This window comes from Candidatus Dependentiae bacterium (assembly GCA_040878395.1).
Classification (GTDB): Bacteria; Babelota; Babeliae; order Babelales; family Vermiphilaceae; genus JAKBEL01.
Map to the genome: position 1 here is coordinate 1 of JBBDMI010000010.1, position 23987 is coordinate 23987.

A 23987-nucleotide genomic window follows, 5' to 3' on the forward strand; every position below is an offset into this window, starting at 1 on the left:
TCACATAGGATGTAATATCCAAGGACGAAAAACAAAGCATTTTTTTGCCTATTTTTTCATCCCTGAAGGGGATCCAGGCAAAGAAAACTTTCAATTTTCATATTTTTCATTAGCATTGTAAACAAAAAAAATGACAATACATTTTATCGATATGCACATCATTGGCTCAGTCTTTATCAATACTACGCCGTTCACTGCTGGACCCCCTTTTAAGATGACAAAACAAAAAAAACATCGTATGCTGTCAGGCAAAAATTAACTTAAAAAAAAAGAAGAACTATGATAGCATCACTGAATCTTAATCAACCAATTACCAAGCAATATCTGTTTATATTATTTGCCATTGCATTTGCAGTCCGTGCATTAACATTTTATGGTTATGTTCGCCATAATGAACGGTACAAACAAGCTGATAGTGTTGATTATCACAATGGCGCACTTTGTATCAAATATGGTTATGGTATGCATCGTCCTGACACCGGCGCACCTATTTTTTGGCGCACACCCGGCTATCCGGTTTACTTAATGTTATTTTATAACATATTTGGTACCGATGATTTTACATTCGAAGGCGCATCAGCAGCTCAACAAGCATCAATATGGTTCCAAATTTTTTTGAGCGCACTCGTTCCGCTCATATTACTTTTACTTGCCTTATATTTAACCAACTCATTGCTTATTGCACATATCACCGCATGGATTTCTGTTTTTCACTTAGGGCTTGTACTTGCAAGCACCTATTTGTTAACCGAAGCAACATCAATAATTCCTTTTTACCTTTTTCTTTTATATTTTTATCGCAGTTTTTCAGCACTATTTGAACAGCCACAAAAACATCATTGGATCAAAAATCTCATTATTGCCGCACTTATGCTTGCACTTTATGCCTGGTTCAGGCCTATGGGACAATTTGTAGCAATAATTGGCGCGCTTACCATCTTCCTTTTTGCCCAAGACAGCTGGAAGCTAAAAGGAAAAAAAATTGCACTATTTTTATTCATTTTCTTTGCATGTATAAGTCCTTGGTATATACGCAATTATCAATTGACCGGTAAATGGTTCTTTTGCCCTATGTTTGGCGCATATCTTAATTCATTTTGCGCACCGCGCATAAAAGCTGAAGTAGAAAACATTGAACTATTAGATGCTTGGAAAGAACTTGGCATGCAAGCAGAGCTAAAGTATCGACAACAAGCTCCACGCTATAAACGCATGGGTATTGCCTTACCCAAAGAGTTTATATGTGGCGACATTGCATGGCCCATATTCTTGGGTCATCCATGGCTCGCATTATATGATTGGATGCGCGAAGTATTCAAAACGACATTTGATCTATACTCAAGCCAATTAGATGCATTTGTTAAGGGCTGTTTCTTTTATGATCCCATCATTGAATATTTGGGCGAAAAATTGCAAGACTGCCTATACAAAACACCAATGCCTTGGTTTATGCGCTTCAATGTATATCTTGAACTTATATATGCATTATTACTTTGGATCGGCCTATTTGGTGGGTTATGGTTATTTATGCTTATGCCATTGATACACAAATTCAAAGTTCCCAATATTATAAAACAACATTTTGGCTTATGGCTAAAAATCAGCCCTATGATTGCGAGCATTTTGTTTATGACGGGCGGATTTGGCTATGCTCGTCTGCGATTACCAATTGAACCGTTAATGATTATTTTATCGCTCACCTTTTGGCACTATATTTTCAAAAAAAAGATTCAATAAATAACATGTATCTATACAACTTTAACTTATAAACCACAATGAAGTTTTGCTATAAATCAGATTTATTTACTATAATTAAAGTAAAAATAATCTTTGTTAATAAAGGCAAATATGAAACAGCTTTATTGCCCATGGCGCAGTGCATATTCAGAAGATGACAGTCGAAGCAAACAAAGTGATACCACTCAAGATGAATGTGTTTTTTGCCAACAATTTAAACAAACTAATGATGAAAACAATCTGATCATCAAGCGCTTTGAACACAACATTGTCATGCTCAATAAATTTCCCTATAATGCAGGACACATCTTGATATTGCCAAAAAATCATGTTTCTGACCTGAACAATATGTCGTCTGAAGCACGCAATGAAATGATGGAACTTATCCATCAAGGAACCAACATCTTGCGCAAAGCAGTTCATGCACAAGGAGTTAATATTGGTATGAATGTTGGAAAAATTGCAGGTGGCGGAATTCCATCACATTTGCATATGCATATAGTACCACGTTATGCCGGTGATACTAATTTTTTAACCACTATTGGACAAACAAAAAACATCTCTTTTGATTTACAAGAAATATTGAAAAAACTAAAAACCTATTTTTAATTAATGCATCAACAATACTGACCATTTGCCTATACATCACTTTTTGCTGTAAAATGCTATAAACAAAGCATAAACTTACTGGAATAATATGAATAAAAGTTTAGCATATATTTTAATTGCATTTTTATACATGAAAACAAATTGTGCAGAGACTTCTGAAGATATATTTGATATCACAGCACTCCAATCAATAAAAGATGAAAACCCCTGTGATATATTTCAATTCATAAAGCCATTACCAGAATTCAAAGTAATTAAATCACCAACTCCCCCGATACCTGAACATGAACTTGAATACATTAAGCAAGAATTCAATGCAATCCATCAACAAACTGAAAGAATAGAACTTCTATTGCGAGCTATTTTAGATCGCTATGACACTCAAGATGTAATAATTGAAAAAACCATCGAGCCAACACAAAAAAACCTTCCCAGGAAAAGAAAGCGCAAGCAAAATAATATAGATAGATCTACTTCATGCAAAAAAAATCAAAGTCAAAATTAAACACAACTAAATAATCCCGTTTGCTCTAGATAAGTTTATCATTTGCCCATTAAGCCTTTTTTACTGTACAATATGAAAAGATTAATATATTTGCAATCACCCTGACAGGACAAATATGCATATGCCAACCCTATGGATATTTTTAACGGTATCTTTACAAACAATATATTGCGCAGACAATAATATCTTTGCAGATATTACTTTAGATTCGACATTCCTCAAAGAGCATACCGAACTCATGCAACCAAAAAAATCACCCTGTTTGCCGCTCTTACCAAAAAAAACTCCTCAAATAAAAATAACTCCAGCAATAAGGAAAGAGACCGAAAAAACAAAATCTATTAAAAAAGTAGCTAAACATAAACATAACAAAAAAACTTGTTTACCTAACGAAGAAAAGAAAAAGCAATTAATTGAATGGCTCTATCAAGATTTTATAAAAAATTTTAATGCACTCACTCCAGAACAAAGCAATATGATATTTATAAGCCTTGATAACCTGCAACACTAATACTTTTTAAACATTTCAAATGGACAAACTCAATTTCATTGTCTTTTTTCTTTTTTTACCATACAGATCTGTACAATCATAAGTAACTTTTGAAACGAACAATTTCGACATCATTTTTTTTATTATACATATTATTGTCTTTTTTTGGTTTATATTCTAGCTTAAAAAAAATCCACGAACAGAAATATAAAAAAAAAAAGGAGCATTCGTGAATAAAAAAAAGGTGTGTTTATACCTTATTCTATCTATAAAAACGTTGTCTGCAGCTAGTCCTGAACCCGGAACGCGCGTTTGGAATATTGCTAATGAAAACTTATCATTCGCTGAAATTATTGAAAGCCAAGTTGAGGTCATTACTCAAGTAGAAAATGACCTTATCGGCACACAAACCGTTGTTGAGGCAATGCTTGCAAAAATATGCAGTGATGTTGATGCGCTTTCACAAGATATTGGTATAGTCGATGGTATTAACTCATTACTCCCAATCTTTGACGGCAAAGTTACTGAACTTGAAAAGGATTTTTTACAAACATGGACCATCCTGGATGAACTTGAAGAAACACTCTGCAGCGATATTGATAAAGCGCTCACCGTTAATAGTTTAGTTGATACACTTTCGGTTGTAGCGGTAGATTTTTCAACAGTCTTTACTGCCGTCAATGCATTACAAGAAAAAGTGTCTTCAATTAACAATAGCCTTGAAACTACCGACTCATTAGTCGATGTCATACCACAAGAAATTGAAGTCATACAAACATACACCGCACTTGATGCATTACTGGAACTTGAATGTAGCACACTAGATTATCTTTTAGCAGTAGCAACATCACTTGAAATCATAACTAACTCTTTCGGCACAGCAATCACCGCTGCCGATATAGGCACAGCCGGATTTACTATAGGCTCTTCGGGAAAATATATATTAACTGAAAATATTAACTTTTCACCTTTAAGCGCTGCTACCGCCATTACTATTGCAGCAGACGATGTAACGCTTGATTTATGTGGTAACACATTGTCACAAGCAAACAGTGATACCGTTGCCGGAGTAAAAGCAATAAACATGAATAATCAAGAAAATGTAACCATTAAAAATGGAACCATTTCAGATTGGTCAGCACAAGGAGTCGATCTTCTTTCTTCTTCTGAGATAATTTTGCAAAATATATCAATTAACCAATGTGGTCGAGGAGCATCAACACAAGCCGGCTTTAACTGTACAAGTTGCACCGATATCTACTCACTAAACGTTAATTATTCACAAAACTATGATGAAGCCATCATGATCCACGCAAGTAACGACATAATCCTAAATGATAATACTCTTTACACAAATAACGAAAGTGCTGCTGCTGCCGCCGCATTGCATATCGATAACTCTGAAGTGGTATATATCATCAACGCAGAAATCGTAAGCACCACCAATGGACGAGCCATTACAGCCAGCAACTCACGTGCTGTCACCGTTGAAAATTGCAAAATAATTCAAAATGAATTAGGCGGCGTACAATTTGTTGATACCGGTACATCAACCATTTGGTACTCTATGATACTCAGTAATACTTCTGATCTTGTCTCTACCACAACCGGTATAGAGATTGCCGGATCGAGTGGGTTAAATGAAGTTGTATATAACGCCATCTCTGATCATCAATCTGATGGCATTAGCGTTGCAGGCTCTGCAGCTAATAATTATATTGCCTTTAATAATATCGAAAATAGTGGAAATGTGGGCATCTCAAATTTTTCAAGTAACACCAATTCTATTGTTGGAAATTATGCGTTTAAAGAAAGCGCATCAGCCTACACAGATGTGGTCAATACCGTTACGGTCAGTCAAACGGGTGTCTTTCCACCGACACCACCTTCGGCATGGCAAAATATCAATATGAATTCATAATAAAAAATAAAAAAAAGGAGCTACATGAAAAGAATAAAAATGAAGCTGATTCTTTTGAGCCTCATATGTATGCCGATTGGCCTGCATGCATTAGTTAATACAACACCCGGTACACGAGTGTGGGACATCATGAATCAAACGCAATTAACCGATGTGACCGTCTGCAGTATTTTGGACACTATAAGCACATTAGATATTACAGCCGATTTCACCGAACTGTTTACAACTATCGATGAAGTGCAAAGTAAGGTTTCACTTTTGCCCCCTGAATTAATGGGGGTAATTCCAAAAGCTGAACAGCTCAACTCAGGTCTTGATGTAATCAATCAAGAGGTCAATCAACTCGGCCAAGATTTTCAATCAACCTGGACAATCCTGGCAACGATTACTCAACAAGTATGCAACAGTTTAGCATTGGCAAGTGCTATTGAAAACATTGAAATACAAGCCGAATCCAGTGTAGATTTCACCGATACATTTACCCTTCTTGATGCAATTGAAAACAAACTGTGCACTGTTGACTCAAAAGTTGATATCACACAAAATTTAGTTAACAACATAGACAATCAAATAGTCAGTGATATAACCGGTACCTTCACAGCGCTGCAATCAATCCTTGATCTGCAATGCTCTGATGCCGACACATTGGAAAATTATGAAACAACCTTAGGCACCCCATTATCCAATGGCAGTTCATTAACACAAATAACTATCAGCTCTCCCGGACGCTACTATCTTATAGAGGACCTAACATATGAACCAGCGTCATCTCCAAAAATAACCATCTCTTCCAGTGACGTCTATCTTGATCTGAACAATAAGTTGATAGTACGATTCGACTCTACGGCGAGTTCTACAACAGCAATAAATATTGAAGATAATGCATCAAATGTCGTAATTACTAGTGGGACTCTTAGCAATTCAGCTTTCAATCCCCCAACTACAGCTATTAGTATCGGATCAAACTGTACCTATTGCATTTTTAAAAACTTATTCTTTCAAAGGCTCACTGTAGGATTTGAGAGTACAGATCTGACTAATGCCATTTATAAAGATAATTCTTTTTTTCGTTGCGCTGAATCCTTAGCAAATATTGGCGGATCAAACCAACAAATAATAAGGAATGTCAACTCAATAATTTCAGGCATTCCTTCATCAGCTTTCATTCCTGCTGACAGCAAACAGATTTTCTTTTATAATTTCAATGCTCAGAAATTAATTGAAGGATCAAACATTGTAGTGGAAAACTGTGCATCAGATCTCTTTGATGACACAGTAACGCTATCAAGTACTTCAACTAATTGCACCATATGGCACAATGATTTGCGCGGGGACACGCAATCAATGCAGGCATCAGGAGGCACATCAGGAAAACATGAAATAACATCTAACAATATGGTTGGTCATATTGATTTCTCCATGACAGACTGCTTCATTGCATTTAACAACATGAAAGGGTCGCTCATTGATCTTCCACAAGATGCAACATTAGGTAACTACAACTTTGGAGCTTATGTTGCAGGTGGATCAGGTGATGCCAATGCTGTGTCATTCAGCGAAGGAGGATCCTTCCCTTCTCCTGCACCGGAATATTGGAATAACTTGGCAGCATCACATTAACTCAAAGACTTATTTAGTGATGAAATGTTAAAAAAAATTTAACTTTGGATATGAATAATGAAACTAACTCCACATATTTTTCTTTTGATACTTACAGTATGTTTTTCAATAGAAGCTGCCCCTCCCGGAACACGGCTTTGGGATTTAGCAGCACAATCTGGAAATATTATCAACACCACACAAACCAAACTTGAAGCAATAAGCAACCAAGAAATTGATTACTCAAAAACTATAACATTACTCAATGCAGTAGAATCAAAAGCATGCGTTGCACTCACCTTAACTGACATTCTTGATTCTGCCATTGATGTTGCAGGACCTGGCGTCGGACTCATTGATATGCGCCTTGATGATCTAGCAAATGATTTTGATCAAACATGGACCATTCTGGCAGCAATTGAGACGAAATCAGAATCTTTGGAAGATATCTTAATTACAGTCGAAAGCAAGCTCAACACTATAGATGCTGAAATATCTGTAGATTTCACAGAACTATTTACAGCACTGAATGCAGTACTACAAGAATCATGCTCTGCTGATAGCGCTGTTGATACCATAAATAGTAAACTTGAAAATCTATCCATTCAAATCGATTTGAGCGGAACATTTACCATCATCGATGCAATTAACGAAAAAGCATTAACCATCCACAGCATAATTGATACACCTAATTGCTTCCCAATTGAAATTAAAGAGAGCGATATAACCACATCCGGCTTTTCAATTGACGCACCGGGCAATTATATTTTAATTGATCATATAACATACAATCCGGATAGCACCAATACTGCAGCAATTACCATCGCAAGCAATAATGTAAATCTTGACTTGAATGGACACACTATCGATCAAGGTAACTCAGCCGTTGGTACTCATGGCGTTGAAGTCATAACAAATCTTTCAAATATTCAAATACGCAACGGAACCATTCGAGATGTACAAGATGCAGGCATAAGTATTAATAATGGATGCAGTGACTTACTTATTTCTGATGTAATTATTATAGCATCAGCAACAGCTAATGGTATTGATATCGCAAGCAATTGCAAAGAAATTACCATTCAAGAAACATTAATCGGTGAATGCCAAACTGATGGCATCAGCATCGCATCCGGCTGTACTGAAATGCTCATTGCCGAATGTATGTGCAATGAAAATGGTCAAGGTGGAACCGGCAGCGGCATACGTATCACTGATGCACAAGTATGCTTTACAAACTGCATCACAAATAACAATAATGATGATGGTATCAGCATGTCAGGCAACAGTAATTACACACTCAAAGAGTGTAAAGCATTTGCAAATGGTCAACATGGCTTTCTATGCACGAACGTTCAAAACTCAGTATTTTCACAATGTGTTGCAAAAGAGAATGGAACAAACGGCATACATTTAGATAACTGTGAACGCATTGAACTTATTGAAAATATCAGTTCCCGAAATCGTAACAATGGATTGACCCTTACCGGTGGCACAAGACGCTGCTTGATAGAAGGTAATTACTTACTATTCAACGACAATATAAATATAGAAGAAATTGCAGGATCAGGCGGAAACTCAATGCTCAGTAATTTCACACTCAATACAACCGATGAAAAAAATCGCACTCTAGCAACAACAAGCGACAGTTCATTTTCAAGCGAAACACAAGGAGTTGCTTTTGCCGGAACCACGCCATCTCGATGGAATAATATTAGTATGACCTAATAGAAACGGTCAAATATGAATCCGAACACTGTTAATAAAAGGATAATTTCTATGAAACAAAAAGCCTATTTTCTTACACTATTTTTTATAACTTATTCAATCACCATGCTTGCATCTCCTGCCGGGACTCGACTATGGGATATCACAGCAAGCATAGGTCCACAGTTTGTGACTATTGAAAGTAAACTTGAAACAATTTCTGTCAATGAAGTTGATTTTTCAGGTGTATTTACCGCATTAGATGCATTACAAAAAGAAGTGTGCACCGTAGATAGCTTAGTTGATGTTTTCGACACATTAGTCATTGATGCCGGAGCAACTACCGGGGCAATTGACAAAAAACTTGATGATTTAGCTCAAGATTTTGATGAAACATGGACCATTTTAGCAGCTTTAAACCTAAAAGCAAAACAGATCTGTACCTCACTGGAAAATGCTGAATCAAACATTGATAATGCAGACATTACCGTTGCATTAGATTTTTCCGGCATATTTACTGCAATAGAAGCATCACAACAAAAAGCATGCACGATTAACAGCAAAGTTGAAACAATTAATAATCAGCTTGAAAACATTGATATCGATATCAGTGGAGACTTAAGCGGAACCTTTACTCTTATCGATGCCATTGAAGAAAAAGTACAAAGTATCAATGATAGCTTAAGTGTAATTGATGCAGCAGCTAATATCATAGGAATTCCAATATCAGATGCTGACTTACCCCTTAGTATTTCCTCATCCGGATTTTATTATGCAACAGAAGATCTTTCGGGCAATATAGAATTTGATACTTCCGGTGTACGTAATGTTGTTTTAGACCTAAATGGTTTCACTTTAACCGGCAGAATTTTTTCTTCCAGCTCAGGAGGTGTAGAGGGCCTCATAATTCAAAATGGACGTATAAAATACAGTGAGGATGACATCATAATCGACTTCTTTAACCCTTCAGCATTTGCTAATGTCATTATTAGAGACCTACACATAATCAATACCGGAGGCGTTGATACAATCCGTTTAGGAAGTCTCTCCAACGCATTTTTATTTGAAAATGTTATTATTAAAGCAAACTTTAGCGGTATCAACACAAACAATGACACCGTGGGCCAAGAAATGATTGCTCGCAACTGTTTTATAACAGCTACTATTGGGACAGCTTTTGCAACCGCATTACGGCTTGAAAACTGTATAGCAAAAAACAGTGGTCGAGGATTCTTTTTCAGGAACGTCAACGCCTCCAGTGCACAAAACTGTAAAGCAACCAATTGCTCTTCTAGCGATGGCTTTTCTATCAGACAAAGCTCCAATATTGTAAATTGCATTTCAAAACTAAACAGTCCTAACGGATTTAATCTGTCGCGAGCTGCTGCCGGCATAACAAAAACCCTACAAAACAATATCAGTTCGGCAAACAGTTCAGCAGGAATTAATCTCACCTCAAGTGCAAATAGCCCATCAAGCGAACTCGTTAAAGATAATATATGCCTTTTTAATAGCACAAATATTAATCAAACCGGTACGGGAAATGTTTCATTACTTGGTAACTTCACGCTCAATACCACAACAGCCGGCAATCGAACACTCAACAACACAAGCACGACCACCTTTTCAAATCAAGTACAGGGAGTTGATTTTACAACAACGAGCACAATATTGCCAACACGATGGAATAATATCAGTATGACCATTTAAACAACAACTCAAACAGTTAATCACACGCCACAGGCTCTCGAATATGAGAGCCTGTTTTTTTTGCCAAAAATATAAATAAACAGTATCTTTTGAATGATATAGAGAATGCGCAGACATTAGAAAGTGTATATAAGACAACTAATTGAATTTTTACATTTTGTCATCCTCGCGCAGGCGGGGATCCAGGCCACTGTTTTATGCTTTGGCAATGAATCATACTCAGAAATAAGTTATGCACGACGCGCCTATTGAATAATAACTGTAAATTATCTTTGCCTGGATCCCCGCCTGCGCGAGGATGACAAGATATAACATGCCTCTTGCAAAAGGTTTTACCAATGAAAACGAAAGAACTCCGCCACAAATTTTTCGATTTTTTTAAAAAACATGGTCATGAACAGGTTTCAAGTTCATCTTTAATTCCCGCGCAAGATCCAACACTCCTTTTTGCCAATGCAGGAATGAATCAGTTTAAAGACCTCTTTTTGGGCAAAGAAAAACGGAGTTACAATAAAGCAGTTACTATTCAAAAGTGTGTACGAGCAGGTGGCAAGCACAATGATCTTGATAATGTTGGATTCACTAAACGGCATTTAACCTTCTTTGAAATGATGGGGAATTTTTCATTTGGTGATTACTTCAAAAAAGATGCGATCAGATACGCCTGGGAATTTTTAACCAAAGAATTAGATCTACCTATTGAAAAACTTCATGTTTCAGTGTTTGAGACTGATGATGATGCTTATAATATCTGGAAAGATGAAATGGGTGTCGATCCAAAGCATATTCATCGCCTTGGTGCTGCAGATAATTTTTGGCAAATGGGCGATACCGGTCCATGTGGCCCTTGTACTGAAATTTATATTGATCGTGGTCCTGAAAATGGCTGCGGCAATGCTGATTGTGCCCCTGGATGTGATTGCGATAGATTTCTAGAACTTTGGAATTTGGTCTTTATGCAATATGATCGCCAACCAAATGGCACTGATAAAAACTTAACGCAAACCGGCGTTGATACCGGTATGGGATTAGAGCGAGTCGCCGCAGTCCTGCAAGGCAAAGATTCAGTCTATGAAACCGATATTTTCATGCCAATTATCAATCACATATCTAAAGTTACCGGCATTGATTACACCAAACAAACGGGTGAGCTAAAAGCAGCATTTCAAGTTTTAGCAGATCACATTAGAAGTTCATCGTTATTGATTGCCGATGGCTGTGCACCATCCAATGATGGTCGCGGTTATGTGTTACGTAAAATTATTCGCCGTGCAGCATTATTTGCACAAAAATTATCTGATGATCAACAACTATTTCCAAACTTAAGCACAATTGTGATTCAAGAACTTGGTGAGGTATATCCCACATTAAAAACCAAACAAAAACTGATCAAAGAAGTTTTGAAAAGCGAAATAGATAAATTTGCAACAAACTTGGTACGCGGCAAACAAATCTTGCAAAAGTATATGGATGAACATCAAGACAGCAAACTGATTTCAGGCGAGCAAGCATTCAAAATGTATGACACCTATGGGTTTCCTACCGAGCTAACCGAACTGATTGCAAACGAGCATGATTTTACGGTCGACATGGAAGAATTTGCAACTCACATGGCACAACAAAAAGCACAATCAGGCAAAAAAACAACTGATCCTTTTGCGCATATTAAAAATTTAGATGAACATATTTCATCTGAATTTACCGGTTATAATGAACTTGAAACAACATCCAACATAATTGCTCTTGTCCATGATTTTGAATCGGTTGAACATGTTGCTGCAGGAAACACGGCGTTTGTTATTGCCAAAAAATCCCCCTTCTTTATTGTCGGTGGAGGCCAAGTTCCTGACAATGGCTGGCTCACTATTGGTGATAAAAAAATACCTATTAAATCAGTGCGGTATATCAAAAAAGGTATTGCAGCTGAAATTGAAACGCCAGTTGATATCAAAGTTGGTGATGCAGTTATTTCAACCGTGCATGAAAAAAAACGCATCGATGCAATGAAAAACCATACTGCAACGCACTTATTGCAAGCAGCGCTTATGCAACTTTTTGGCAATCAAATTAAACAATCCGGTTCATTGGTTCATCCTGACTATTTACGATTTGATTTTACCTACCATACCACATTAACTGAAGCTCAAATTAAAAAAGTTGAAGATATAGTCAATGAAAAAATTAGAGCAAATATTCCTGTTGATATTACACAAATGACCTATCGTGATGCAATTAAAATGGGCGCATTAGCATTCTTTGGTGATAAATATAATCCTGAAAATGTACGTGTCGTTAATGTTCCTGATTTTTCAGTTGAACTGTGCGGCGGAACCCATGTGCCTCGCACCGGTGACATTGGCACCTTTAAGATTACCCAAGAGATAGCACTTGCAGCCGGCCATAGACGCATTTTTGCAATAACCGGACCGAAAGCAATAAATTTATATCAAGAAACATTCAATACGGTCAAAAACTTAAGCCAACTGTTTAAAGTTAAACATGAACAAGTATTGCAAACCGTTGAAAAACTGAATACACAACACAAAGAGTTGCAAAAAGAGCTGAAAAAAACACAACAACAATTATTGCAAACACAAATGTCATCGCTCATTGATCAAATAGAAATGATCAATAATGTACCATTCTTATTTACTATCTTCAAAGATATGCCAATAGATACACTCAAAGAAAGCATGCTGCAATTGGCAAACAAAAAATCCGGATTTTATTTTTTTGGCAGTGAAGGCACTGATCGAGTAACTTTTGTTGCAACGATGAGCGATGAACTTGCTGATCACCTTGATATTAAGAAATTCAGTACATGGCTCAAAAAAAATGCCAACTTGCGTGGTGGCGGAAGCAAGAATATCTTGCAAGGTGGAGGCGCCACATTTGATGCAAACTTAAAGAAAAATATCATACAATGGATTATAGATAATAATTAAAAACTTGGGCAGATGCATTTAAATCTTAATTTAAAAGACATTTTTTCCTACTTAAACGAGAAATGAGCAACGAAATATAACTTTTTTTTAATATCAACACGTTCTCTCTATTTTTGTTGAAATTTTTTTTAAATTTTGCCACAGTGTAAAAAAAGCTAAAAAAAAAGAGAGAGTAAAAATGATGAAACAAACTAAATTAATAACAGGTGCACTGTGCTTGTTACCTATCTATATATCTGCAACATCGCCCCAACCGGGCAAGCGCATGTGGGATATTGCAGCAGAAAATGAAATTATTTTCAACACTATCGAAAGTAAAGTATGTGTATTAGCCGATACAGATCTGAACACCGTTTTTACAGTAATTGAAGAACTTAATCAAAAAACAAGCGTTAATGATAGCAACGTTGATACGCTCGATTCATTAGTTGATAGTATAAATGAAGTACGTACCGACTTTGAACAGGCACTCTCTAACGTGTGTTTGCTTGAGTCTGAAATACAGTCGGCCGCTGATAATGTGATTGATGCCAACGATGCAATTGGCCAGGTTATCACCGATGCAGATGTCGGCCTGACCGGCACAACCATTGGATTACCAGGCAAATATATTTTATGCGAAGAGATTGATACCTCAGCAGCTGTTGCAATAACCATCGCATCAGATGATGTTGAACTTAATTTTAATGGCTTTGCCATCAGAAATGCGGCAATTGCAATAGGCATAAATTCTGGATTTTCTAATATAACCGTTAAAAATGGCTTTGTTGTTGATACCACCGGAAACAGCATTGATGTTGACACCGCATCATCTGTAACCTTTGAAAATATTTGGATAGATAACAGTTCATCAAATGGTTTTAATATTGACACCTGCTCAAATGTTACCATTAGAAGTTGTCTAGCAGCCAGGTGTATTACGAATCAAGTAAATATTTCCTCATCAGATAATATTCTCATCCAAAAATGTTTATTTGGTGATCGAGCAGCTTCTGGTACGGCAGCAGGTATTGCTTGCTCAAGCTCATCTCGTATTACCATACAAAAATGTAACATGAGCAATAATCTTGGCCGGGGAATAGAATTCAGCAACTGCGACACATTTGAAATATTCAATTGCATGTGCTCAGCTAACTCCCTCGAAGGTATAAGGCTAACTACTTGCAGCAATGGACTGCTTAGAGAAAACTTTTGCATTGACAATGATACTCAAGGCATTCATTTGCTCACAAATGGCACGCAAATAAAACTGATAGGCAACATTTGCAGTGGCAGCGTATCCTTATCAGAAGGAATTAGACTTAATGAGGTAACCAACTGTTATGTGTTTGAAAATATTGCGTTAGGCAACAGCAATACCAATATTAACGAGTCTGCTGGGGGCCCGAATACGTTTTTATCAAATTGGGCACTCGGCAACTCGTCTTCAAGCAATTATATTTCAACCACTTCAACTATAAATAGGGTTACTATAAATCAAGGCATTAGCTCTTCTTCGCAACCCACCAAGTGGCAAAATATCGATATGAGATTTTAGTTAGAAAAAATAATTTCACTTCCGGCCTTATAGAAACTTAGGCCGGATAATCGGGATGATAAAAATGAAGTACACGAAAATAAGTTTAATGCTTAGTCTTGTTGGCTTAACCATGATTGCCACCACGCCGACATCCGGCGAACGCATTTGGAACATTCTTGCTCAAACTGAAGATATCGCCATCACAACAGATAGCAAATTTGATACCATTACATTAGATTTTACCGGCGTATTTACCGCCTTGCAAGAGATTGACAATCGAGTCACCCAAGATGTTTCTAAACTTGATGAAATTTCTATCGCGACATTCGATCCATTCATCTTTACAACAGCGATGTTATCAAAGTTGGAAATAACACAAAGCCTCATTGCCCCAATTGAAAGTTCAATTGATAGTTTAGATGATTGTATTGGAACCGCAATCACTCAAGAGAATGTTGGTACCACCGGTTTTTCAATCACAACACCCGGCAGATACTTTTTGGCGGAAAACATCACCTTTAGCCCCGCATCAGATATTCCCGTGATCGATATCGACGCAGATGAAGTGTTCTTTGATCTAGGTGGGTTCACCATCACGCAAGGCAATACGCAACTAGGCGCTATAGGGATTGTAGTACAGAGCCCGCATAGAAATATTGTTATCACAAATGGCACCATACGCAATATGCTTGGCGGCGGCATTCTCACGAATAGTGGTGATGTTTCAAACCTTATTCTACGTAATCTGACGATACTGAACGCCGGTATTGGCCCAGGAGCATCGGGTAATTCAGCCGATGGCATTGAGTGCCTAGCCGGCACTAATCTTATCGTTGACAATATTATTTGTGATACCTGCCAAGATGAAGGCTTGGATCTAACTACAAGGGATAATGGAATAGTTATGGATAGTAGTTTTAGCAACTGCCGAGGGACAACAGGAGGAGGCTTACAAGTTGATGACGGTGCTCAGCATATACTTATAACAGATTGCATAGCGATAGCCAACAAGGGGAGTGGCTTTGCCCGTAGTGGCCCCGGTAATAATCCGAGCAATGTATATTTAAACTGCCAAGCACTCACAAACGACATTACAGGTTTTGATGTTAGTGCCTGTCCCCGTGCAGTTATACTGCATTCAGTGGCGAATGGAAATGGAGATGATGGCATACTATCTAACAGCTCCGATCAAGTTATTACGAAAAACTTATGCATCGGCAATGGAAGAAATGGCATAAGAATCACAGGAAATAACGATAATAAATTCATTTTTCGCAATACATTGATTGAAAATGGTGCTGACAATATTGATGAAACTAATGCAGGTGCAGATAATAGTTACTTGGGCAACTATGCATTTAGTTCAACTGGCGCTAATTATACTACTGCGGGCGGCTCCGTCATAAATAGCACCGCAGTAACCACCTCTTCTGCATTTTCAACGCAACCGGCATTTTGGCGCAATATTGATGCATCGCCATAATTTTTTATTTTTTTAATACTACCGACTCAGTTTTAAGGATTGATTATTATGAAGCAAAAACATTTATTATTAAGTGGTACACTGTTTTTTTACGGATTAGCTTTAGCAGTTTCTCCCGCATCTCCAGGAGACCGTGCTTGGGATATTGCAGCAAATGTCGAAGTTTTAGCCTGCACTATTGAAAGTAAAGTATGCGCACTGGATTTTGAAGATTTTTCTGAAACTTTTACTATAATTGATGACATTATCAAAAAAGAATGTTCGATGTCATCACAAATTGATGTTATTCAAAGTGAACTTGAAAATTTTACCTTTGATTTTGATGGTACCTACACAGCAATTGAAGAAGTTCTTCTTCTTGCATGCACCATAAGTTCAGAGCTGGATGCATCACTCTCACTAATTGAGGTCATACAGGAAGCATTTGGTTTTCCTATTACCAATGAACTGGTGGGCACTTCAGGATTCACCATCACCGAAGGTGGGGAATACTACTTAGCTGAAGATATTGTATTTAATCCAAGTTCTACCGATCTGGCAGCAATAACCATTGATGCTGATAACACATTCATCGATTTTAAATTAAAAACACTCTCAACTGATGGCACAAGTGGCACTGTTGGAGTAGAACTGCTAGGTACACATACCAATGTTCAAATAAGCAATGGGGTAATCACAAATACTGATGCACAAGCAATTTTAATTAATGAACTTTCTGCCGACGTAGTAGTAGACAATATGCTTATCAACGATGTTGCAAATGAATCAGGTATTGAAGTAGTAAGCACAGGTACCGATATTTTCTTTACCAATGTTATCGTTACCAATTGTAATGAACACGGTATTTTAACAAATGCATCTTCAAGTATGGTGTTGCGAAATTGCGTGTGTAGTGATAATGGTAACGGCATTGGAAATGGTATGTTATTCACCGACTGCTCGGAGATTACCTTGCATAACTGTATCGCAAGTAATAATACTGATAATGGCTTAGAATTTTCAAGCAGTACAACATCGGAAAATATTACGCTTTTTGAATGCACCACTTGGGATAATGATGGGTATGGCATTTTATTTTCCCATATTTCCAATTCACTTATCAGTGGTGTATTTAGCAAAGGCAACACGCTGGATGGTATACACCTTGAAGATGCACTGCGTATCTCTATCACCAACAACTGTTGCGAAAACAATGGACGTGATAATATTCGTTTGGCAACAGAATCAACCGGTACACAAAATTGTTATATCGGCCAAAATTCGTTGGTGCTCACTTCAAGTGTTAACCTGCGCGAAGAATCTGGTAGTTCTCAAAATGGTGTTTTTGGTAACTATGCATTAGCAACTTCTACTGATAAAAATTATGTTTCCATCGGTGGAGGCAGTTTTTTTAATCAAGCCACCGTTAATCAAAGCGGATCATTTCCAGCAACCGAACCAACTTTTTGGAACAATATTAACATGATAACTTAGAACGTATTATCATAGTATTTAAAAAAAGGCTTTTAATGCAACGCATAAAACTAAGTCTCCTGCTAAGTTTATTCTACGTGGCCTCGGTTGCATCTAACATCACACCCACAGGACCAAGAATGTGGGAAAACACCGCTGGACCTAATTCAGTGCTGGGTAATTATACTTTGGCTAATGCATTTGCAGATAATTATATTACACTAAGTGGAAGTACCAATTTTAATCTAGATGAATTTGATCAGGTAGGAACGTTTCCATCTCCAGTACCAACTTCATGGAAAAATATGAATGTGAGAACATAGCTTTTTCAAGAGTTTAACTTCTTAATTCTTTTTATTGAATTTTATTTAAATTTTTGCCAGTTTAGAAAAAGAGTATAAAAAAAAGGATCTTCAAATGAAAAAAAGTAATATACTATTTTTAGCATCATTCATATGTATGAATTTTCTTAATGCAACTTCAAGGCCAAAACCTGGTACACCGCTCTGGAATATTGTTGCAAGTACACAATCTATCGAGGTGATAACAGAAAGTAAATTGAGTGAATTTTCAGTTGATTTTTCCGGTATTTTTACTTCTTTAAATGAAGCACAATTAAAAGCATCCACCATTGAAAGTCAACTTGACGTCGCTATTAGTGAAGCCGATACTGTACTATCGGATTTTTCTGGTGTCTTTACCTCACTTGATGCATTAAATGAAAAAATTGACACTGTGCAAAGCAAAACCGATGTACTTGATACGAGTATTTTTAATATTGAAGGTGCATTTGGTATTGCGATTCGTAACTCCGATGTCGGCACCACAGGATTAACCATAACTGATCCCGGTACTTATTTCTTGGCCGAACATATTAATTATGCTCCGAGCGGAACGGGAACTGCTGCTATTACAATCGATGGGGATAACATTACCCTTGATTTGAATGGGCGTACTATCAGACAAACAAACAGTATGGGAACTACGGTTGGTGTTGAAATTGCAGCCGGTCACACCAATGTTCAAATCACTGGAGGTACCATCAGAAATTTTACTGCAGAATTAATTGATGTAAACAGTACATCAAATGGCATAAGCATCACTCATATGAATTGCTTAGATAATGGTAGCTCGCCAGGTATTGAGCTCAGAAGTGGCATTGTTGGTGTGAATATTGACACTGTTAATATTCTCAATGCTGGCAATATCGGTCTGCGAACATTTAATGTTACCGATATGCAAATGAATAATTGTAATGTTAGCGACAGCTCAGCCGCCGGTATCCGCTTAAACGAGTCAAACAACGTATCTCTATTCAACTGCATAGTAAATAACAATAACTTTGCAGGCCTTATTGTCGACGGACCAAGCGCAAGTACAAGAATCGATAGTTGTACTGTTGTAGATAATGGGACTGGAGGCATTCGCGTCATAGATGCAGCCGATGATGTTCTAATTACCAACTGCTTTATTGGGCAAAATAATAGTGAAGGCATAGAAATAGGCGATAGTGACCGTATCAAAGTGATAGAAAATTACTTAAGTGAGAATACGTCGCAAAATATCTTTTTGGATGGGACGACACAAAATTGTTATGTTTTTGCTAATTGTATGGTATTGTCTACGAGCGTAAACCTCTTAGAAGCATCAACCGCTGGACCTAATTCAGTGCTAGGTAATTACGCACTAGCAAATGCATTTGCAGATAATTACGTTACACTAAGCGGAAATACCACATTCAATTTTGATGAGTTCGACCAATCGGGAGCATTTCCATCTCCGGCACCAACTTCATGGAAAAATATGAGTGTAAGAACTTAACCTTTATAAATTCAATATTTTTTAAAGATACCATAGGCTCTCGTATACGGGAGCCTATTTTTTTTGTCAAAAATGTAAATAAACGGGATTGTTTATAATGAAAATTTAACACATTTTTTATATAAGATCGCGAAATAAAAAGCGTTAGGCTTTTATCATCCTATTCCTCTAAAAACATCTTTACTTTTCTAAGCATATCTTGTGCATTTTTATAGGTTAATCGTTCCAGTGCTGCTTCATATGGCAACCAATCAAATCCGATATGCTCATGTGAAAGAGCAACATCTTTTTGATTGGTACATGCAACAAAAAAGTAAACCGTTTTATTGATTAATTGACCATCTTGATCACGAAACCAATAAGAAAACTGTTCTTCAAAACCGGGAAAAACATCGGCCGTTAATCCCGTTTCTTCATCAAGTTCACGCAATGCCGCTTGATGCTTTGTTTCCCCTTTTTCAATTTTACCTTTGGCAAAATCCCAATGTCCTGTTGCATAATGTAAAAGTAAAAACTCACGATTTTCCGGTTTCCCATCACAATCATAATATAATACAAGTCCTGCAGAAAATTGCCTTATCATTACCTATCCTTAATCCAAAAAATAGACCCTAACCCTAAAAAACTTCCTAAAACTATATAATGCAGCAAATGCCACAAGACATAGTGGACCAACCCACAACCAAAAACCGATTTTGTGCAAAAAGAAATATGCAACAGAAGATGGCAACATGATTAATATAGCCTTATGCAATGTATAATATGTTATTAAAAACAATGAACCCGTAATCAATAACTGCATACTATATCGCCCTATAAATTTCGCGAATTCTGCACAATAAAAGGTGAAATGCATATATTTATATAAATATAATGCATAAAGCCCTGTTTGTATCATAGCAGAAACAACAGTAGCCAATGCAAGACCCGGCGCTTTGAGTGTATGAATAAAGAGAAAGTTTAGCCCAACATTAACTAATGTCGCAATAACTGAAACTACTGCAGGCACACGCGTATTATGCAGGGCATAATAGAGATTCAATAAAATACGATTCAATGAGAAGAAAAAAAGACCACTAATAAATGCTATCAACACAATACTCGCCTGTTGCACCTTCTCGATAGGAAACTTGTCAGACAAAAATATAGTAGCAAAAATATCTTCTGCAAAAAATATCATCAAAAAAGTCACCGGTACTGTTACCCAAAAAATCAACTTTGCAGCTTCCAATAAATAAAAACTTAATCGTTTTGGCGCATAGGTAACCACGCGAGAAAAATGAGGCAATAAAATGGTAGAAAATGCGGTCACAAACACACCCAGAGGAATCCCCATGAATCGATTTGCATAATAAAGCATCGCAACCGAACCTGCAGGCAACAAAGATGCAAACTGTGTATCAATGATCAAACTCACCTCCATAACACTCATGCTCACAAGACAATTACAAAACTTTAGGAAAACACCCCCAAAGATAGATTTAACACTTTCTGTAATGGCCCCAAATGAAAAATGCAATTTTAAAAAAGTGACCACATGCCATAAAAACTGTAGTAATCCGCCGCATAAAATAAAAAAGCAGAGATATTCAACCGGAAACTGATTCGACAAACAAATGATCAATGAACTGATAAAAACAATATTTAATAAAATAGGAGAAAAAGCCGGCACAAAAAAATGATTCACCGCCTGCAATGCCCCAGCCAATAACGCACTACTGGAAATAAAAAATATAAATGGCATCAAAATACGCAAATAAGGCACCGTACTAGCAATTTGTTCAGATGAAAATCCCGGCGCCATAAACCAAACCACTAAAGGTGCTTTTACAATTATCAATGCACACAATGCTAAAACAATACCTTCAAACACTAAGAATGCCATCGACATAAGGCCATTTGCATCTTCTTTTTTTCCATCTTTGACCAATTTAACCAAAGTTGGGATAAATGCGGCAGAAAGCGCCCCTTCAGCAAATATTTTACGCAATGAATTAGGAATCTTCCAAGCCGTGATAAAAGCATCTGCTCCTGCTCCTGCGCCCAAATAGCGCACCATTAACACTTCACGTATTATCCCCAAAAACCTACTGCCCAGGGTAGAACCACCGACTTGAATTGTTTTTTTTATAATAGATTGTTTTGAAAGTGCATTTTTCATGGCAAGCCTCACAAGAGATTAATATGCAGTTAAGACCATATTTTAGCCTTTGTAGCATACCTAAAATTAAAAAAAAGGGAAAAGCTCAAGTAAACCGCTGACTGTTTTTTAGGCATATAAAACCATCTCTTCACATAGAAAATGTTATACATTCAAGTTTTTTTATTCGTTTCCTTCCAAAAAGAACACTTCTGCTTGCAAATCATGCCTTATTAGCCTATACTGGTTTTATGGTTTGATATTTTCGCAATTTTTATAGCTTATAAATGGCTTTCTGTTACAATACGCAATTCACAATCCTAAACTCTTTGTTTCGTTGCTAGAAAGACCCTAGAAGATAAAATTTTTGTAGATAAATAAGTGAAATTTATATGTTTGAGGATGTGTGATTGTAAATAGATAGTGTGTTTTTTTAAAGTACGTATATTATAAGTTAACCTTTTTTTGAGATTTAATTAATTATGAAAAATATTTATGTTGGAAACCTTCCATTTGCTACAACTCAAGACCAATTAGAAGAACTTTTTGCTCAATATGGCGAAGTTCAATCAGCTCGCATTATCATGGACAGAGAAACTGGCCGTTCACGCGGTTTCGCTTTTGTTCAAATGGCTAGCGACAGCGATGCAGATCAAGCAATTTCAACTTTGAACGATTCTGATTTTAACGGTAAAAGCTTACGTGTAAACGAAGCTCGTCCACGCGAAGATCGTCCTCGCACAGGTGGCGGAAACCGTGGTGGCTTCGGTGGAAGCCGTGGCGGATACGGCAACAACGATGGTGGCCGCAGATTTTAGTAGTTTTTAACTAAAAAAAAACTACACCACACTCTGAAAAACAAAAAAGGGAATCACATTTTGTGATTCCCTTTTTCGCTATCTAATTTTTTTATCGTGAATAGAGAAATAATTTTTTAACTAACCGCCTTGTTTTAGAAAAAATTACTTTCAAAATAATTATCACACAAAATAACAAAGTTTCTCACCCCCCCTGTCATTCCCAGCCGTCGCTTGCGAAGATACTATGTTAGATGTCAACAAAAAAACATGTTTTTTAAAGGATAAAATGTGGGTAATGCATAGGCATTCGCAGCCTGCCCGCCTTAGCTTCCATCTTACGTTGAAACTTACTCCTTCGCTGAAGCTTCTGCGCACAAGTCAGAGGACAGACCTACGAAGCTTTATGCGAAGTACGGTTAGCGACTGCTGGAAGGACGACAAGGGAGGCATTTTTAGCAAATTAAAAGTGCAATTATAGTTTCTACAAGAGGTTTAATTCTTAAATATAATGTAATAATCCAGGTGCAAAACACAAAAGCAATTTACCTATTTTGTCATCCCTGAAGGGGATCCAGTGGTAACGGGTATAATCTCGACAAAAACCGAGCTAAAAAAGTTTGTTCATTTAGAAAATGATCGGTTTACAATTAAATATATGCAAAATAAGCATGGCACAACCATTTGTTTTTAAATTGTACTTTATAATATTCTTTCCTATACCTTTTTTAATTCGCCACTCTCAAGCTTTAATTGCTGCTCCACACGCTGTGCAACAGATTGGTCATGTGTACTAATAATAATACCCATACCCCATGCTTTTTGACTCTCTAATAATAAATCCATAATCACCCGACCCGTTTTGGTATCCAAATTACCGGTAGGTTCATCCGCCAATAAAAAAGAAGGTTTTGCAAATAATGCACGCGCTAATGCGACACGTTGCTGCTGACCTCCGGATAAAACCGGTGGTTTTTCGTATGCTTTATCCGGCAATCCCATTTTTTCCAGTAACAGCAATGCTTCTTTTTTACATTGCTCAACCTCTTGGCCTGCAATTAATCCTTTTGTCATCACATTCTCAAGCACCGTAAGCTCTTTTATCAAATAAGGCATCTGAAACAACAGTCCTATCGTAGAATTTAAAAACTGTTCACGCGCAAAAACATCAAATAACGCAATATTTTGTTCATTAATAAAAATTGTACCCTGTGTTGGTTCAGTTAAACCGGCTAGAATATGCAACAGAGTAGATTTCCCCGTACCTGAAGCACCCGTAATTGCATAGGAATGCCCCGATCGAAATGTATAATTCACTCCACAAAGTACATCTAATGTTCCCTGATGCGTTCTGAATATTTTTTTTATATCGTCTGCTCGCAATAACATATTATTCATATATGCCTCAATGGCTATGTTTGTAAATAGCTTTTCTGTTAATTTACAAAGTGAAAATTAAAAATCGATTTCATTTTTTTAATTATACTATGAATACTCCTGCTGCACAAAGGCGTTTTTTATTACTTTAACGGGAATTATTGTTTTTAAAAAC

18 protein-coding genes are annotated in these 23987 nt (G+C 36.9%); 15 read left to right on the plus strand and 3 right to left on the minus strand.

What is annotated here, in order from left to right:
• Positions 1-279 precede the first annotated feature (279 nt).
• The 14 genes from WD055_04040 to WD055_04105 all read left to right on the plus strand — a co-directional run bounded on the left by WD055_04040 (position 280) and on the right by WD055_04105 (position 19498).
• Positions 280-1737: a hypothetical protein gene (locus WD055_04040; GenBank protein ID MEX0849375.1), complete on the plus strand. Its 1458-nt coding sequence runs from the start codon at positions 280-282 to the stop codon at positions 1735-1737.
• Positions 1738-1848: 111 nt separating this feature from the next.
• Positions 1849-2346 carry an HIT domain-containing protein gene (locus WD055_04045; protein MEX0849376.1) on the plus strand — a complete coding sequence of 166 codons (498 nt, stop codon included), beginning with the start codon at positions 1849-1851 and terminating at the stop codon, positions 2344-2346.
• Between the two features lie 88 nt (positions 2347-2434).
• Entirely contained in the window at positions 2435-2851 is a 417-nt protein-coding gene (locus WD055_04050) for a hypothetical protein (protein ID MEX0849377.1), read from the plus strand.
• Positions 2852-2966: 115 nt separating this feature from the next.
• Entirely contained in the window at positions 2967-3362 is a 396-nt protein-coding gene (locus tag WD055_04055; GenBank protein ID MEX0849378.1) for a hypothetical protein, read from the plus strand.
• 208 nt (positions 3363-3570) lie between these two features.
• Positions 3571-5262, plus strand: a complete 1692-nt coding sequence (locus tag WD055_04060) for a right-handed parallel beta-helix repeat-containing protein (protein ID MEX0849379.1) — start codon at positions 3571-3573, stop codon at positions 5260-5262.
• A gap of 24 nt (positions 5263-5286) precedes the next feature.
• On the plus strand, positions 5287-6882 hold the full coding sequence (locus WD055_04065; protein ID MEX0849380.1) for a hypothetical protein: 1596 nt from the start codon (positions 5287-5289) through the stop codon (positions 6880-6882).
• Positions 6883-6939: 57 nt separating this feature from the next.
• Positions 6940-8589 carry a right-handed parallel beta-helix repeat-containing protein gene (locus WD055_04070; GenBank protein ID MEX0849381.1) on the plus strand — a complete coding sequence of 550 codons (1650 nt, stop codon included), beginning with the start codon at positions 6940-6942 and terminating at the stop codon, positions 8587-8589.
• 51 nt (positions 8590-8640) lie between these two features.
• Positions 8641-10278: a right-handed parallel beta-helix repeat-containing protein gene (locus WD055_04075; GenBank protein MEX0849382.1), complete on the plus strand. Its 1638-nt coding sequence runs from the start codon at positions 8641-8643 to the stop codon at positions 10276-10278.
• Between the two features lie 338 nt (positions 10279-10616).
• Positions 10617-13223, plus strand: coding sequence for an alanine--tRNA ligase (gene alaS, locus WD055_04080; protein MEX0849383.1), 2607 nt, complete (start codon positions 10617-10619; stop codon positions 13221-13223).
• 178 nt (positions 13224-13401) lie between these two features.
• A complete protein-coding gene (locus WD055_04085; GenBank protein MEX0849384.1) occupies positions 13402-14760 on the plus strand; it encodes a right-handed parallel beta-helix repeat-containing protein in 1359 nt (452 codons plus the stop codon).
• A gap of 64 nt (positions 14761-14824) precedes the next feature.
• The gene (locus WD055_04090; protein MEX0849385.1) at positions 14825-16225 is read left to right on the plus strand and encodes a right-handed parallel beta-helix repeat-containing protein; all 1401 of its coding nucleotides are present in this window, start codon (positions 14825-14827) and stop codon (positions 16223-16225) included.
• A gap of 48 nt (positions 16226-16273) precedes the next feature.
• Positions 16274-17698 carry a right-handed parallel beta-helix repeat-containing protein gene (locus WD055_04095; GenBank protein ID MEX0849386.1) on the plus strand — a complete coding sequence of 475 codons (1425 nt, stop codon included), beginning with the start codon at positions 16274-16276 and terminating at the stop codon, positions 17696-17698.
• 119 nt (positions 17699-17817) lie between these two features.
• Positions 17818-18000: a hypothetical protein gene (locus WD055_04100; GenBank protein ID MEX0849387.1), complete on the plus strand. Its 183-nt coding sequence runs from the start codon at positions 17818-17820 to the stop codon at positions 17998-18000.
• 94 nt (positions 18001-18094) lie between these two features.
• Positions 18095-19498: a right-handed parallel beta-helix repeat-containing protein gene (locus WD055_04105; GenBank protein ID MEX0849388.1), complete on the plus strand. Its 1404-nt coding sequence runs from the start codon at positions 18095-18097 to the stop codon at positions 19496-19498.
• A 160-nt stretch (positions 19499-19658) separates the two neighbouring features.
• Here WD055_04105 and WD055_04110 read toward each other — a convergent pair whose 3' ends face one another.
• Positions 19659-20081: an NUDIX domain-containing protein gene (locus tag WD055_04110; GenBank protein ID MEX0849389.1), complete on the minus strand. Its 423-nt coding sequence runs from the start codon at positions 20079-20081 to the stop codon at positions 19659-19661.
• 9 nt (positions 20082-20090) lie between these two features.
• Positions 20091-21659 carry a murein biosynthesis integral membrane protein MurJ gene (gene murJ, locus WD055_04115; GenBank protein MEX0849390.1) on the minus strand — a complete coding sequence of 523 codons (1569 nt, stop codon included), beginning with the start codon at positions 21657-21659 and terminating at the stop codon, positions 20091-20093.
• Between the two features lie 461 nt (positions 21660-22120).
• Here murJ and WD055_04120 point away from each other — a divergent pair, with 461 nt between their 5' ends.
• A complete protein-coding gene (locus WD055_04120; GenBank protein MEX0849391.1) occupies positions 22121-22456 on the plus strand; it encodes an RNA-binding protein in 336 nt (111 codons plus the stop codon).
• A 696-nt stretch (positions 22457-23152) separates the two neighbouring features.
• Here WD055_04120 and WD055_04125 read toward each other — a convergent pair.
• Positions 23153-23833: an ABC transporter ATP-binding protein gene (locus tag WD055_04125; protein MEX0849392.1), complete on the minus strand. Its 681-nt coding sequence runs from the start codon at positions 23831-23833 to the stop codon at positions 23153-23155.
• Between the last annotated feature and the right edge of the window lie 154 nt (positions 23834-23987).

Excerpts from the sequence above, each read along its gene's own strand:
- WD055_04065 (MEX0849380.1), top strand. The coding sequence starts at position 5,287 with ATGAAAAGAATAAAAATGAAGCTGATTCTTTTGAGCCTCATATGTATG.
- WD055_04045 (MEX0849376.1), top strand. The coding sequence starts at position 1,849 with ATGAAACAGCTTTATTGCCCATGGCGCAGTGCATATTCAGAAGATGAC.
- WD055_04125 (MEX0849392.1), bottom strand. The coding sequence starts at position 23,833 with ATGAATAATATGTTATTGCGAGCAGACGATATAAAAAAAATATTCAGA.
- WD055_04085 (MEX0849384.1), top strand. The coding sequence starts at position 13,402 with ATGATGAAACAAACTAAATTAATAACAGGTGCACTGTGCTTGTTACCT.
- WD055_04050 (MEX0849377.1), top strand. The coding sequence starts at position 2,435 with ATGAATAAAAGTTTAGCATATATTTTAATTGCATTTTTATACATGAAA.
- WD055_04070 (MEX0849381.1), top strand. The coding sequence starts at position 6,940 with ATGAAACTAACTCCACATATTTTTCTTTTGATACTTACAGTATGTTTT.
- WD055_04055 (MEX0849378.1), top strand. The coding sequence starts at position 2,967 with ATGCATATGCCAACCCTATGGATATTTTTAACGGTATCTTTACAAACA.
- WD055_04100 (MEX0849387.1), top strand. The coding sequence starts at position 17,818 with ATGTGGGAAAACACCGCTGGACCTAATTCAGTGCTGGGTAATTATACT.
- WD055_04105 (MEX0849388.1), top strand. The coding sequence starts at position 18,095 with ATGAAAAAAAGTAATATACTATTTTTAGCATCATTCATATGTATGAAT.
- WD055_04120 (MEX0849391.1), top strand. The coding sequence starts at position 22,121 with ATGAAAAATATTTATGTTGGAAACCTTCCATTTGCTACAACTCAAGAC.
- murJ (MEX0849390.1), bottom strand. The coding sequence starts at position 21,659 with ATGAAAAATGCACTTTCAAAACAATCTATTATAAAAAAAACAATTCAA.
- WD055_04090 (MEX0849385.1), top strand. The coding sequence starts at position 14,825 with ATGAAGTACACGAAAATAAGTTTAATGCTTAGTCTTGTTGGCTTAACC.
- WD055_04075 (MEX0849382.1), top strand. The coding sequence starts at position 8,641 with ATGAAACAAAAAGCCTATTTTCTTACACTATTTTTTATAACTTATTCA.
- alaS (MEX0849383.1), top strand. The coding sequence starts at position 10,617 with ATGAAAACGAAAGAACTCCGCCACAAATTTTTCGATTTTTTTAAAAAA.
- WD055_04095 (MEX0849386.1), top strand. The coding sequence starts at position 16,274 with ATGAAGCAAAAACATTTATTATTAAGTGGTACACTGTTTTTTTACGGA.
- WD055_04040 (MEX0849375.1), top strand. The coding sequence starts at position 280 with ATGATAGCATCACTGAATCTTAATCAACCAATTACCAAGCAATATCTG.
- WD055_04110 (MEX0849389.1), bottom strand. The coding sequence starts at position 20,081 with ATGATAAGGCAATTTTCTGCAGGACTTGTATTATATTATGATTGTGAT.